The sequence below is a fragment of the Providencia sp. PROV174 genome, assembly GCF_028480685.1.
GTDB lineage: Bacteria > Pseudomonadota > Gammaproteobacteria > Enterobacterales > Enterobacteriaceae > Providencia > Providencia rettgeri.
In genome coordinates this window covers 588,392-600,857 of the sequence record NZ_JAMPOT010000009.1, presented here as the reverse complement: position 1 = coordinate 600,857, position 12,466 = coordinate 588,392, and the positions used below count along the sequence as shown (strand labels likewise).

Sequence of the window (12,466 nt, the reverse complement as noted above, 5' to 3'; positions counted from 1 at the left end):
CAAGATAGTTTATTCCACCCGTTCTTAGTGCGTAATGACCAACCATTACCGAAACCAACAACGCCAATGCCATCTCTTGATTTGCTGGCAAGCCCGCCAGCGCAAGAAGAGCCAGTGGACATGTTCAAACTAGAACAAACAGCGAGGTTGATTGAAGCGAGACTCAATGATTATCGTGTTAAAGCTGAAGTGGTTGGGTTCTCGCCAGGCCCTGTCATTACTCGGTTTGAGCTTGATCTAGCGCCGGGAGTAAAAGCAGCAAGGATATCTACATTGTCACGTGACCTTGCTCGTTCGTTGTCAACCGTAGCCGTACGTGTTGTAGAAGTGATACCAGGTAAACCTTATGTGGGCCTAGAGCTCCCTAATGAGAAACGGCAAACCGTTTACTTGAGTGAAGTATTAGACTGCGATGACTTCCGCAAAAATCCATCTCCTCTCACTATTGTGTTAGGGAAAGATATTGAAGGCGATCCTGTCGTTGCTGATTTAGCGAAAATGCCACATTTACTCGTTGCGGGGACAACTGGCTCTGGTAAATCTGTTGGGGTCAATGCAATGATCCTCAGCATTTTGTATAAAGCGAAACCAGAAGATGTTCGCTTTATCATGATTGACCCGAAAATGCTCGAATTATCCATTTATGAAGGTATCCCGCATCTATTGACAGAAGTGGTTACTGACATGAAAGATGCGGCAAATGCCTTGCGTTGGTGCGTGAATGAAATGGAACGCCGTTATAAATTGATGTCTGCGTTAGGGGTACGTAATCTAGCGGGTTATAACGATCGCATCAAAGCGGCAGACGAAATGGGACGGCCAATCCCTGATCCACATTGGAAACCTGGTGATAGTATGGATGTAGAGCATCCAATGCTGAAAAAAGAACCTTACATTGTTGTCATGGTTGATGAGTTTGCTGACTTAATGATGACGGCAGGTAAAAAAGTGGAAGAGCTAATTGCACGATTGGCGCAAAAGGCACGTGCAGCGGGTATCCATTTGGTATTGGCAACCCAACGACCATCGGTTGATATTATTACAGGGTTAATCAAAGCAAATATCCCAACACGGATTGCTTTTACGGTATCCAGTAAGATTGACTCGCGTACGATCCTTGACCAAGGCGGCGCGGAGTCTTTACTCGGTATGGGGGATATGCTGTATTTACCACCAAACTCTTCAATTCCAGTGCGGGTGCACGGCGCCTTTGTCCGTGACCAAGAGGTTCATGCCGTTGTGAATGATTGGAAAGCTCGCGGTAAACCACAATATATTGATAGCATTACAACCTGTAGTGATGATAGCGAAGGCGGTGGTTATGATAGTGGTGGCGAAGAGCTCGATCCGCTGTTTGACCAAGCTGTAGAGTTTGTTATTGAGAAACAACGAGTTTCCATTTCTGGGGTTCAACGCCAATTCAGGATCGGTTATAACCGTGCTGCAAGGATTGTTGAGCAAATGGAAATCCAAGGTATTGTTAGTGAGCAAGGGCACAATGGTAACCGTGAAGTTCTTGCTCCTCCGTCAATGGGACATTAATAATTTAGTGTGCTAATTGCTGGTTTAATTTAAGGGGTGTATAAAGACGGGACGCCTCTTAAGGTAATAATTTTAAGGTCTTTCATCGATGAAAAAAATGATGTTATTGGGTGCGTTAGCCCTGAGTTTACATATTGGCCAAGTATTGGCAGACGCAAGCCAAGACCTTCAAGAACGTTTGAATAAGGTCAATAGCTTCCAAGCTAGCTTCTCGCAAAAAGTGACAAGTCCTGAAGGGGATTTGATTCAAGAAGGTGTTGGGGATTTATGGCTTGAGCGCCCAAATTTATTTAATTGGAATATGACATCACCTGATGAAAGTGTACTGGTGTCAGATGGAAAAAATTTGTGGTTTTATAATCCGTTTGTAGAACAAGTGACCGTAACTAATTTAGCGGATGCTACGCAAGATACGCCATTTCTACTAATTACACGTAACGACCCGAAAGATTGGAAACAGTACTCAATCATCCAACAAGGAAATACGTTTGATTTAAAACCAAAACAAACTAATGGAACTTTAAAACGTTTTTCCATTACAGTTTCTCCCCAAGGGACGATTGAGCAGTTTTCAGCGGTTGAGCAAGATGGCCAAACCAGTGCTTATCAATTAAAAGAGCAAAAAAATGGTCGCGTTGATGCAAGTAAATTTAAATTTACAGTACCAAAAGGTGTCACTCTAGATGACCAGCGCTCAAACGCAAAATAAGCTTGATTAGAAAAAATATTAACCAGCAACTTTGGTATTTGCTGGTTAATATATAAGATATTTTAAGAGGTAAAAAAGAGGATATAGTGGGTAACCTGTCTCTTGATTTTTCGCAGAATGAATTTCAACCTTTAGCAGCAAGAATGCGGCCTGAAACCCTTGAACAATATATTGGCCAAAAGCATTTATTGGCAGAGGGCAAACCGTTACCGCGTGCGATTAAAGCGGGTCATCTGCACTCCATGATTTTATGGGGGCCCCCAGGAACAGGCAAAACAACCCTTGCTGAAATTATTGGCAATTATGCACAAGCCGATATTGAACGCATCTCAGCAGTCACCTCTGGTATTAAGGAAATCCGAGAATCCATTGAAAAGGCTCGGCAAAATCGTAGTGCAGGGCGAAGAACCATTTTATTTGTGGATGAAGTTCATCGTTTTAATAAAAGCCAGCAAGATGCATTTTTACCGCACATAGAAGATGGCACGATTACATTTATTGGTGCGACAACAGAAAACCCATCATTTGAATTAAACTCTGCGTTGTTATCACGTGCTCGGGTGTATTTGCTTAAATCTCTTGAAGAAAATGATATTGAGCGGGTATTGCTGCAAGCGCTGGCAGACTCATCTCGTGGCCTTGGTGGGCAAAATATTGTTCTACCTGACAGCACGCGCAAAATGGTTGCTCAGTTGGTTAATGGGGATGCTAGGCGTTCATTAAATCTGCTGGAAATGATGGCGGATATGGCCGAGGCGGATGGCCAAGGGCAGCGTATTTTAACCGCTGATTTATTAAAAGAAGTCAGTGGCGAGCGAACAGCAAGGTTTGATAACAAAGGCGACCGTTATTACGACTTAATTTCTGCGCTGCATAAGTCTATTAGAGGATCAGCACCGGATGCCGCACTATATTGGTTTGCAAGGATCATTACTGCGGGGGGAGATCCGCTGTATGTTGCGCGTCGGTTACTTGCAATTGCATCAGAAGATGTGGGTAATGCGGATCCTCGTGCGATGCAAGTCGCCATTTCAGCTTGGGATTGCTTTACTCGAGTGGGGCCAGCCGAAGGTGAGCGTGCAATTGCCCAAGCCATTGTTTATTTAGCTTGTGCGCCGAAAAGTAACGCAGTTTATACCGCCTATAAAGCGGCGATTAAAGATGCGCAAATGCAACCGGATTACGATGTGCCAGAACATCTTCGAAATGCCCCAACTAAACTATTAAAAGAAATGGGAGCAGGGAAAGAGTATCGTTATGCGCATGATGAACCTAACGCTTACGCGGCAGGGGAAAACTATTTTCCTGAACCGATGCAAACAACGCGTTATTACTACCCTACGAAACGGGGTCAAGAAAGCAAGTTTGCTGAAAAACTAGACTGGTTAGCCCAACAGGATCAAATTAGCACCACAAAACGCTATCGCTAAACTGGGCAATGCGGTAAGGTTATATAGCGAAATACTTTACTTTATTTGTTGTGCTGGAACGCACCTCAAAAAGTATCATTAATTACTAACAATAATCACAGGATAAGCATGCTCGATCCCAATTTACTGCGTACGGAGCTAGACGCGGTTGCTGAAAAACTGGCTCGCAGGGGTTTTACCCTTGATGTGGAAAAGCTGCGTGAATTAGAAGAACGCCGCAAAGTTTTACAAGTTGAAACTGAAACCCTGCAAGCAGACCGTAACTCGCGATCGAAAACTATTGGTGCGGCAAAAGCACGTGGTGAAGATATCGAACCATTACGTCTAGAAGTTAACCAATTAGGCGAAAAATTGGATTCTGCAAAAGCGGAGCTTGAAAAGCTGCAACAAGAAATCCGTGATATTGCCTTGAGTATCCCGAATATCCCTGATGACCAAGTACCTGATGGTAAAGATGATTCTGACAACGTTGAAGTGGCTCGTTGGGGTGAACCTCGCCAGTATGACTTCGAAGTTAAAGACCATGTTAGCCTTGGTGAGCTATCTGGCGGCTTAGACTTTCCAGCTGCGGTAAAACTGACGGGTGCACGTTTTGTTGTCATGAAAGGGCAAATTGCTCGTATGCACCGTGCATTGGCACAATTCATGCTTGATTTACATACTGAACAACATGGCTACCAAGAATTGTATGTTCCGTATTTAGTCAACCATGACACGCTTTACGGAACTGGCCAATTACCAAAGTTTGGTGAAGACTTATTTCATACTAAACCACTGGAAGAAGAAGCAGACAGCAGCACTTATGCTTTGATTCCAACAGCTGAAGTACCTGTGACTAACTTGGTTCGTGATGAAATTTTAGATGAAGACTCACTTCCTCTGAAAATGACAGCACACACACCTTGTTTCCGTTCTGAAGCGGGATCTTATGGCCGTGATACACGTGGTTTGATCCGTATGCACCAATTTGACAAAGTTGAGTTAGTGCAAATCGTACATCCAGAAAAATCTATGGATGCATTGGAAGAGCTGACTGGCCATGCAGAGAAAGTATTACAATTACTGAACTTACCTTATCGTAAAGTGATTTTATGCACCGGTGATATTGGTTTTGGTTCACGTAAAACTTATGACTTAGAAGTATGGCTACCAGCGCAAAATACTTATCGTGAAATTTCATCTTGTTCAAACATGTGGGATTTCCAAGCGCGTCGTATGCAAGCTCGCTTCCGCGGTAAGAGTGATAAGAAAACACAACTTGTTCATACTCTGAATGGTTCTGGTTTAGCGGTTGGTCGTACATTGGTGGCGATTTTAGAAAACTACCAATTAGCAGATGGCCGTATTGAAGTTCCAGAAGTATTACGCCCATATATGAAAGGGTTAGAGTACATCGGTTAATTTCCGTTACTTCTTCAAAAGTAAAACGCGACTCATAGTAGTCGCGTTTTTTTTGCAAATTTAAAGCATTTTGAAAACGTATCCTCAGGCTAAACCTGATCCCCCCTCAATATTTTCCAAATAGCACTATTCAATGTAGGACATTACTCTACGGTAAAGTAAATTTATCGGAGCGAAATAAATGGGTGTAATTATTGGTGTTTTCTTACTAGCAGGCCTTGTAAAAGGGGTGATTGGGTTAGGGTTACCGACAATCGCAATGGGGTTATTAAGCACGTCAATGGAGCCTGCTGCCGCTGCTAGCTTGTTAATTATTCCCTCGTTAATCACGAATATATGGCAATTATTGATTGGCCCACAATTTATGGCACTAATCAAACGGCTCAGTGGTTTTATTATTGGGGTGGTACTTGGCACCATATTCAGTTTTTTACCTTCTTTAACCTCAGCATCTGGTTGGACACTACCTGCACTTGGTTTCGTGCTTATTATCTATGGAATATGGGGGTTAATCGCAAAAAAAATGCCATCATCCGAGAAACATGAAATATGGCTTTCCCCAACAGTGGGGTATATCACTGGTGTGATTACGGCTGCTACAGGTGTATTTGTTATTCCAGCAGTCCCTTATTTGCAAACCTTAAAATTAAATAAAAATGAGCTTATTCAGGCTCTAGGGCTAGCCTTTACCGCATCAACAGTTGCATTAGCAATCAAGTTATCCATTGACCAGCAACAATATGATATTAATTGGCGTTTATCTGCCTTTGCCTTAATACCTGCTATTGGTGGAATGTACCTTGGTCAATTTTTTCGCAAGATTATTAGCGAGAAATTATTCCGTCGTTGCTTTTTTATTGGTTTGATCGGATTAGGAATTTACATGGCGACAAAATTAGCTTTCAGATGACCAGTTAATTAAGAAATTAACAAACTCGTTAGTGTAATCAGGTAATTGGTTGAAATCTCGTGCACAGATAACTAATTTTCGACATGCCCAAATCTCAGCCAATTGCACTATTTTACTCGCAGAGAATTGGCTACGCTGTGCCGCTTGTTTGGGAATAATAGCTATGCCAATGCCATCATTAACCCCTTGCATTACAGAATCTAATGTTGGCATACGTACTCGGTAGTTTAGCCGCCTGCCTTGTTGTTTGGCGTTATTATCAATATGTTTTTGTAATGGGTTATCTTCCATTAAACCAATAAATTCAGCATCAATAATGTCAGAAAATGGAACATTTTCTCGGTTTGCCCAAAGGCTATCTTTATGGACAAAAACAACTAATTCATCTGAGCTGAATGGCCGAATATCCAGCCCGGTGAGATCAGTAGAATCTGCGATAACACCGATATCAGCAATTTTATTTCTGATTGCAGTGACGATATTAGTACTTGGCATTTCCTTCACTGACACAGACATAGCGGGGTGCTGGCGTAAATAAGCGCTAACACGGGCAGGTAAAAATTCCATTTGAGCAGAGGTATTACAAAGAATATTAATATGCCCACGTAGGTGTCGACTATATTGCTGCAGTTCATCTTGCATTACTTCAATTTGCTGCAAAATTGTTTTTGCATGTTCAATAAATACATGACCTGCATTTGATAATGAAACCCCTTTCACTGAGCGAACAAAAATGTCTACGTTTAATTCATTTTCTAACCCATGTATTCGTTCACTTGCAGATTGCAGTGTCAGATAAGTTAGTTTCGCTCCATGGGTGATGCTCCCTGCATTAGCGACATTGACACACAGTTTTAAATCAGTGATATCGAAATACATGGAAAACAGCTCCAATTTATGAAAGGAAAGAGGGAAATTACTATTTAAAGGAATATATGTGAATTTGTATGGGATAGCAAAAAGGAAAGCAATTGCTTTCCTTTTTTAGATTTAATAATTTAGCAAAGTCGTTAAACCATCACACTTTGGTTTATTTTACTTGTGAGAAAAACAGGCTGCGGTAGCTGCTGTAATAGCAAACATACATAATTGGCATAGAAACTAATAAACCTAAACCTAAAGGAATTACTGAAATTATCATTAAGATTGATAAAACGATAAAGAACAGAAGACCTGGCAGGATGTTTTTCTTAACAGCTTGTAAGCTTGCAGAAATTGCAGCGCCAACAGTGAAGTCGTGGTTCATAACCAATGCTGGAGCAAACCATGTCAAGGCAGTACCTACTAATGCAGCAACGGCCATGATAATAATTGCAAAGAAGAATGTGCCTGAAGATGCAAGGATAGCCGCGTCAGATGGTGAACCATATTGGTTGCTTTCCATTAATAAACCAAACATAGCAGAACCACCGATAATAAAGGCGATGATCATACCGACTAAGTTAGCCGCAAAGTTGATGGCTCCAACGGCAAATAGGGTACCGAATTTATTTTGGAAACCAGCAAATAATAACCCAATTTCTGCTTGGCCAGTTTTACGTTGATTTTCACTGATAGCGATAATACCACCAATAAAAATAGGTGTAATAAAAGTAATCAGTAAGTTCAAGAATGGGATCATTGAAATGATAAAGATCACCGCAAACAGAACGATGTTAATTAGGATCCACATTCCCAGTTTTTCTTTAACGAGAGACCATGATTGGCTGATCCAGTTAACACCTTCACCTGCATCTACAGCGCGAGGTTCTGCGTGAAAAACGAATGTATCGGCTTGAGTTTGTGGTGCAGGGTTGTTATCTGCACTGAAGTTTTCATTATTCATGATAAAAAAGGAACCTGTTAGTCGTAGTGAATTAGCAATATATTATTATTAATAAGTTTTCTGAGCTTATACTCATTCTAGTAACTTATCGGCAGTAGTATGCAGATAAGTCAGCTTATTATAAAGCAGACTATTCTGGTAAGGTATTTTTGATTAAAAATTTCTTGTATAAGATATTTTTTATCGTAATAAGACAATTATCTATACCTTAATGTATTGAACAGAATATGAGTATTTAGTAATACAGTGAAAAAAGCTGTTTTTTATTCTATACAGTGAGACTAAATCATAACTTAATAATGAAGAATGAATTAAATAATCATTATTATTAATACGTAAGCAAAATATCATTTACCCAGTGGCTAAATGAGTGATATTGGGTAAGCATCCAATGGCTTAATCTCTTTTAGTACAAACATACTTTGCATTTCTTTGATACCTGGTAACCGGCGAATAACCGTCATCGCGAAGTCGGCGTAGGAGTCTAAATCATGAGATACAACCTGCAATAAAAAGTCAGTATCACCACCAATACTGTAGCAAGCGACAACATTTTCGAGCTCAGTCACTTCTTGTTCAAATTTTTGGGCTTCAGCCTCGCTATCGCTATCAATAATAACACGAACAAATACCATCACACCTAAGCCAATTTTTTTACGATTGAGAATAGCGCGATATCCTTCAATAACATGTTCTTCTTCTAATTTTTTAACCCTTCGCCAACAGGGAGAGGCTGACATGCCTACTTTTTCAGCAAGTACTTGATTCGTTATTCGAGCGTCATCTTGTAGTAATTTCAATATTTTTATTTCTGTCTTATCTATTGCCATAAATGAAAGCCTCTACCTTAAAATCGCATAAAATAGGATAAATTCGCCTAAATTTTAGCGTGTAATGACTGAGTTAGAAAGCCTATTTCTTTCTTTAAATGCAATAATAATGCGGCGTTTTAGAACAATAACAAACAGTAAAAGGGAAAAGAGAGATGATTTTTAATCCAACAGAACACCGCTGTGCCATCGTGGTAAACCAAAACTTATCAAATGGCTTAGCGATGAATGCAGCGAGTGTAATTGGTGTGAGTTTAGGAAATAAAGTCAATAATATGGTAGGGAATGATCTTAATAGTTTGGATAATATGAATTACCCAGGGGTAATTTATGCACCATTACCGATATTAAAATCCTCAGAGCAATATATGAAAGAGATTGAAGTAGCCGCTTACCAGAAAGATGATATTTATATCATTCCTTTTAGTTTGCTCGCTCAATCTTGCCGCACTTATGATGAATATCAGCAGAAATTATCTGAACAGCAATATAAAGATATTCAATTGGCAGGGATAGGCTTGGTGGGAAATAAAAAGGCAGTCACTCAGCTAATTGGTCATTTACCGCTTTTCAAATAAATAAGAGGCTCTGTAAAGAGCCTCTATAATTTTAGTACATCACTTTGTGACCATAGCTTTCAAGAATGCTTTTAACTCGTTCCATCACTTCTTTTGATGGTGGTCTAACACCATCTAGCTTGTACTCTTCACCCATGGTTTCCCATTTGTGTTTACCAAGCTCATGGTAAGGTAATAATTCGATTTTCTCGATATTGTTCATATCTTTGGTAAATTCGCCCAGTAAATGTACTGAGTGGTCGTCATCGCTCCAACCCGGCACGACAACATAGCGTACCCAGGTTTTTTGGTTGCGTTTGGCAAGGTAACGGGCAAATTCCAAAGTACGGTGGTTAGAAACACCCACTAATTTTTGATGAATTGCATCATCGATTTGTTTTAAATCAAGCATCACTAAGTCAGTGACATCCATCAGTTCATCAATCACTGGGTCGTAGCGGCGCACAAAGCCATTGGTATCAAGGCAAGTATGAATATTTTCTTTTTTACATGCACGGAACCAGTCACGCACAAATTCGGCTTGTAAGATAGCTTCACCGCCAGAGGCGGTAACGCCGCCGCCAGTCGCATTCATAAAGTGGCGATAGGTCACGGCTTCTTTCATTAATTCGTCAACAGTGACGATATTGCCACCATGAGTGTCCCAAGTATCGCGGTTATGGCAATACAGGCAGCGCATTAAGCAGCCTTGGAAAAAGACAATAAAACGGATCCCTGGACCATCGACCGTTCCGCATGATTCAAATGAATGAATACGGCCGAGTGTGGTTGGGGTTTCTGTCATATTAGTTATCGCTATTGTTTTGGTTTTAGTATCATCGATAGACATAGCAGGCACTCCAAAATATCTGTCATACCGCAAACTTTAGAGAAAAATATCGTTGCTGGTATAGATAAAAAGACCCCATAAAGCGGGGCCTTTAATTTACTTTATTTTAATAAGCTAATTATTACATTGTGCTTGTGAAAGTACGAGTAATAACATCTTGCTGTTGTTCTTTAGTCAGTGAGTTGAAACGTACAGCATAACCCGATACACGGATAGTCAGCTGTGGATATTTCTCTGGGTTTTCCATTGCATCTAACAGCATTTCACGATTCATAACGTTAACGTTTAAGTGCTGGCCACCTTCGATAGACGCTTCGTGGTGGAAGTAACCATCCATCAGACCGGCTAAGTTAGTTTTACGAACGTCATCATCTTTACCTAACGCATTTGGTACGATAGAGAAAGTATAAGAAATACCATCTTTCGCGTAAGCAAATGGCAGTTTAGCAACAGAAGTCAGTGAAGCTACCGCACCTTTTTGGTCACGACCGTGCATTGGGTTTGCACCGGGTCCGAATGGTGCACCTGCACGACGACCATCTGGTGTGTTACCTGTTTTCTTACCATACACAACGTTAGATGTGATGGTCAGGATTGACTGAGTTGGTACTGCGTTACGGTAAGTAGGCAGTTTCTGAATTTTCTTCATGAAACGTTCAACTAAGTCACACGCGATATCATCTACACGAGAGTCGTTGTTACCAAATTGTGGGTATTCACCTTCGATTTCGAAGTCGATAGCGATACCGTCTTCGTCACGAATTGGTTTAACTTTCGCATATTTGATTGCAGACAGTGAGTCAGCAGCAACAGATAGACCTGCGATACCACAAGCCATGGTACGATAAACATCACGGTCATGTAACGCCATCAGTGAAGCTTCATAGCTGTATTTATCGTGCATGAAGTGGATGCAGTTCAGTGCTGTGACATACTGAGTTGCTAACCAATCCATGAAGTGGTCCATTTGGTTCATCACAGTATCGAAATCTAAGACTTCATCCATGATTGGTGCATGTTTAGGACCTACTTGCATTTTCAGTTTTTCATCAACACCACCGTTGATGGTATACAGCATGGTTTTCGCTAAGTTTGCGCGAGCACCGAAGAACTGCATTTGTTTACCAACAATCATTGGGCTGACGCAACATGCGATTGCGTAGTCATCGTTATCGAAGTCTGGGCGCATCAGGTCATCATTTTCATACTGAACTGATGAGGTATCGATAGACACTTTAGCCGCGAATTTTTTGAAATTCATTGGCAGTTTTTCTGACCACAGGATAGTCATGTTTGGCTCAGGAGATGGCCCCATGGTATACAGTGTGTTCAGGAAACGGAATGTGCTTTTCGTTACCAAAGTACGACCATCAAGGCCCATACCTGCTAATGACTCAGTTGCCCAGATTGGGTCACCAGAGAACAGCTCATCGTATTCAGGAGTACGTAAGAAACGTACCATACGCAGTTTCATGACTAAATGGTCAATTAATTCTTGCGCTTGTTGTTCGGTGATTTTACCTGCTTCTAAGTCACGTTGGATATACACGTCTAAGAAGGTAGAAACACGACCAAATGACATTGCAGCACCGTTTTGTGATTTAACAGCGGCTAAGTAACCGAAGTAAGTCCACTGTACTGCTTCTTGTGCGTTTGTTGCTGGTGCAGAAATATCGTAACCGTATTTTGCAGCCATTTCTTTCATTTGACCCAATGCACGGTGCTGTTCAGCAATTTCTTCGCGCAGTTGGATAGTCATTTGTAAGTCTTCACCTTTTTCTAATCTTTCTTGCAAAGAGGTGAATTGGTTAAATTTGTCTTTCATCAGGAAATCAATACCGTACAGCGCAACACGACGGTAGTCACCGATGATACGACCACGACCATATGCATCAGGCAGACCGGTTAAGATACCTGATTTACGGCATTTTAAGATGTCTGGCGTGTAAACGTCGAAAACACCTTGGTTGTGAGTTTTACGGTATTCAGTGAAGATTTTTTTGATTTCTGGGTCTAAAGTACGGTCGTAAGCTTTGCACGAGCCTTCAACCATTTTGATACCACCGAATGGGATAAGGCCACGCTTCAGAGGTGCATCAGTTTGTAAACCAACGATTTTTTCTAATTCTTTAGTAATGTAACCTGCATCATGGGAAGTGATGGTTGAAGCGACATCTGTGTCAAAATCAACAGGCGCATGAGTGCGGTTTTCGATTTTGATCCCTTCCATGACTTTATCCCACAGCGAGTCAGTTGCTGGAGTAGAGCCTGCTAAGAAAGATTCATCACCTTCATATGGAGTGTAGTTTTTCTGGATGAAGTCACGTACGTTGACGTTATTCTGCCAGTCACCTTGGTTAAAACCTTGCCATGCTAAAGCGAATTTTTCATTTAACTCGGACATGATACTTT

At 41.1% G+C, this 12,466-nt stretch carries 11 protein-coding genes; 6 read left to right on the top strand and 5 right to left on the bottom strand.

Features of this window, described 5'->3' with window-relative positions:
* From PSE60_RS10155 to PSE60_RS10135, 5 genes are all read left to right on the top strand, one after another.
* The coding region (locus PSE60_RS10155; RefSeq protein ID WP_272665330.1) for a DNA translocase FtsK at window positions 1-1,542 on the top strand (1,542 nt) is incomplete at its 5' end.
* 88 nt (window positions 1,543-1,630) lie between these two features.
* Window positions 1,631-2,251: an outer membrane lipoprotein chaperone LolA gene (gene lolA, locus PSE60_RS10150; RefSeq protein ID WP_115167655.1), complete on the top strand. Its 621-nt coding sequence runs from the start codon at window positions 1,631-1,633 to the stop codon at window positions 2,249-2,251.
* 86 nt (window positions 2,252-2,337) lie between these two features.
* Entirely contained in the window at window positions 2,338-3,681 is a 1,344-nt protein-coding gene (locus PSE60_RS10145) for a replication-associated recombination protein A (protein WP_272665329.1), read from the top strand.
* Window positions 3,682-3,789: 108 nt separating this feature from the next.
* Window positions 3,790-5,082, top strand: coding sequence for a serine--tRNA ligase (gene serS, locus PSE60_RS10140; RefSeq protein WP_004909472.1), 1,293 nt, complete (start codon window positions 3,790-3,792; stop codon window positions 5,080-5,082).
* A gap of 181 nt (window positions 5,083-5,263) precedes the next feature.
* Window positions 5,264-5,992 carry a sulfite exporter TauE/SafE family protein gene (locus PSE60_RS10135; protein ID WP_272665328.1) on the top strand — a complete coding sequence of 243 codons (729 nt, stop codon included), beginning with the start codon at window positions 5,264-5,266 and terminating at the stop codon, window positions 5,990-5,992.
* On the opposite strand, the gene PSE60_RS10130 is transcribed toward PSE60_RS10135, so the two are convergent.
* From PSE60_RS10130 to PSE60_RS10120, 3 genes are all read right to left on the bottom strand, one after another.
* Window positions 5,978-6,871 (bottom strand): LysR substrate-binding domain-containing protein, encoded by an 894-nt coding sequence (locus PSE60_RS10130; protein WP_272665326.1) that lies wholly within the window; start codon window positions 6,869-6,871, stop codon window positions 5,978-5,980. The genes PSE60_RS10135 and PSE60_RS10130 overlap by 15 nt on opposite strands.
* Window positions 6,872-7,022: 151 nt before the next feature.
* Window positions 7,023-7,817: a BPSS1780 family membrane protein gene (locus PSE60_RS10125; RefSeq protein ID WP_272665325.1), complete on the bottom strand. Its 795-nt coding sequence runs from the start codon at window positions 7,815-7,817 to the stop codon at window positions 7,023-7,025.
* A gap of 362 nt (window positions 7,818-8,179) precedes the next feature.
* Entirely contained in the window at window positions 8,180-8,647 is a 468-nt protein-coding gene (locus tag PSE60_RS10120; RefSeq protein WP_004909485.1) for an Lrp/AsnC family transcriptional regulator, read from the bottom strand.
* Window positions 8,648-8,802: 155 nt separating this feature from the next.
* Here PSE60_RS10120 and PSE60_RS10115 point away from each other — a divergent pair, with 155 nt between their 5' ends.
* On the top strand, window positions 8,803-9,225 hold the full coding sequence (locus PSE60_RS10115) for a DUF2000 domain-containing protein (protein ID WP_272665324.1): 423 nt from the start codon (window positions 8,803-8,805) through the stop codon (window positions 9,223-9,225).
* A 31-nt stretch (window positions 9,226-9,256) separates the two neighbouring features.
* On the opposite strand, the gene pflA is transcribed toward PSE60_RS10115, so the two are convergent.
* Both pflA and pflB read right to left on the bottom strand, forming a co-directional pair.
* Complete coding sequence (gene pflA, locus PSE60_RS10110; RefSeq protein WP_042851778.1) at window positions 9,257-10,009, bottom strand: pyruvate formate lyase 1-activating protein; 753 nt, start codon at window positions 10,007-10,009, stop codon at window positions 9,257-9,259.
* Between the two features lie 166 nt (window positions 10,010-10,175).
* Entirely contained in the window at window positions 10,176-12,458 is a 2,283-nt protein-coding gene (pflB, locus tag PSE60_RS10105) for a formate C-acetyltransferase (protein WP_272665323.1), read from the bottom strand.
* Window positions 12,459-12,466 lie beyond the last annotated feature (8 nt).

Excerpts from the sequence above, each read along its gene's own strand:
- lolA (WP_115167655.1), top strand. The coding sequence starts at position 1,631 with ATGAAAAAAATGATGTTATTGGGTGCGTTAGCCCTGAGTTTACATATT.
- serS (WP_004909472.1), top strand. The coding sequence starts at position 3,790 with ATGCTCGATCCCAATTTACTGCGTACGGAGCTAGACGCGGTTGCTGAA.
- PSE60_RS10135 (WP_272665328.1), top strand. The coding sequence starts at position 5,264 with ATGGGTGTAATTATTGGTGTTTTCTTACTAGCAGGCCTTGTAAAAGGG.
- PSE60_RS10130 (WP_272665326.1), bottom strand. The coding sequence starts at position 6,871 with ATGTATTTCGATATCACTGATTTAAAACTGTGTGTCAATGTCGCTAAT.
- PSE60_RS10125 (WP_272665325.1), bottom strand. The coding sequence starts at position 7,817 with ATGAATAATGAAAACTTCAGTGCAGATAACAACCCTGCACCACAAACT.
- PSE60_RS10120 (WP_004909485.1), bottom strand. The coding sequence starts at position 8,647 with ATGGCAATAGATAAGACAGAAATAAAAATATTGAAATTACTACAAGAT.
- PSE60_RS10115 (WP_272665324.1), top strand. The coding sequence starts at position 8,803 with ATGATTTTTAATCCAACAGAACACCGCTGTGCCATCGTGGTAAACCAA.
- pflA (WP_042851778.1), bottom strand. The coding sequence starts at position 10,009 with ATGACAGAAACCCCAACCACACTCGGCCGTATTCATTCATTTGAATCA.
- pflB (WP_272665323.1), bottom strand. The coding sequence starts at position 12,458 with ATGTCCGAGTTAAATGAAAAATTCGCTTTAGCATGGCAAGGTTTTAAC.